Source organism: Shewanella hafniensis, from assembly GCF_019655335.1.
In the GTDB taxonomy this organism is placed as follows: domain Bacteria; phylum Pseudomonadota; class Gammaproteobacteria; order Enterobacterales; family Shewanellaceae; genus Shewanella; species Shewanella hafniensis.
Window position 1 is genome coordinate 1 of the sequence record NZ_BPFD01000181.1, and the last position, 1,093, is coordinate 1,093.

Consider the following 1,093-nt stretch of genomic DNA (forward strand, 5'->3'; position numbering starts at 1 on the left):
TCACTTATACACTTAGCCATCCAAGGCCCATTAATGAAGTGATGTCTCCACGCTGGAAACCGCTTGATGAAAGCTTTCAAACTGAATTCAATGGAATGACGACAAAGCCGATTAAACTCGATGAGCTGGTTTTAACTCGCTCAGAAATGCTAACAGCGTTGCAGCATCACTTTACTGTAAGAGACAGAGACTTTTTATTATCCTTTAAACAGGGTCAGCCTGATTGGTCATTGTTTGATGAACCGAGCGTTGCGGCACTACCTGCGGTGAGATGGAAGCTATTGAATATCCAAAACCTAGCGAAAAACAAATCCAAGCATCAAGAACAACTCATTAAACTGGCTGATGTATTGGAAACGTGGGTTGCAGGTCGGATACTGTAATGTACAGTGTATTGCTGATTTTATCTGATAGTTCGCTGTTTGTGGGCGTTGGCTGCTTAGATGTGAGCTAAGGCTTTAAGCAAAAAAAGCGAACCGTGAGGTTCGCTAGTAGGTGATTATTGAGGCGCGTTAGATTGTGCTTCAATAATCTGCTTTTCCCAATATTGTTCCGCGGCTTCAAAGTAGACTGTCGGGTGATACCCTAAGACATACTCAAACTCTGCGGCAAATAATTGGCAAAAATTTGTTATATCATCAACATACATGAGTAATAGCTGCATCATTTCTAAGTTGTTTAAAAACTGAGAGCTAAACTCAGGATGCTCCTCAAAAATAGATTGGCTAATACTCACACCTAGAACATAACCATCTATATTTAAGTGAAGATAAATGTAGCGTGTAAACTGCAGCTCTATTGAGGTTTGGTCGTTCAGTTTAATATCTGCAAGTAACACGACTTTGCAGTGTTCATTCCAAGGACTCAATGTTTTAAGCTGATTTACATGAATAAAAGTTGAGTGTTCCATTTGTTACTCCTATTGGTTTGGCCTTTCAACTTTTACTTAGGTCTGTGCCATGGAAATTAGCCCTGTTTGCATAAATTGCTCAGCAAATGAAATTGCGAGTTCAATCTGAACGACGGACATTTTTTCACGCACTAAGCGTTGTTTAAGCATGTGCAGGAGTATTTCTTGCTCAACGTTGTCCTC

2 protein-coding genes are annotated in these 1,093 nt (G+C 40.2%); one reads left to right on the forward strand and one right to left on the reverse strand.

Going from position 1 to position 1,093, the window contains the following annotated elements:
• Positions 1-383: hypothetical protein (locus K5Q99_RS21780; RefSeq protein ID WP_220778115.1), on the forward strand; the 383-nt coding region annotated here is incomplete at its 5' end.
• A gap of 116 nt (positions 384-499) precedes the next feature.
• Here K5Q99_RS21780 and K5Q99_RS21785 read toward each other — a convergent pair.
• Positions 500-910: a hypothetical protein gene (locus K5Q99_RS21785; protein WP_220778116.1), complete on the reverse strand. Its 411-nt coding sequence runs from the start codon at positions 908-910 to the stop codon at positions 500-502.
• Between the last annotated feature and the right edge of the window lie 183 nt (positions 911-1,093).

What these genes read in the sequence shown, in the direction of transcription:
- K5Q99_RS21785 (WP_220778116.1), bottom strand. Translation starts at nt 910, where the DNA reads ATGGAACACTCAACTTTTATTCATGTAAATCAGCTTAAAACATTGAGT.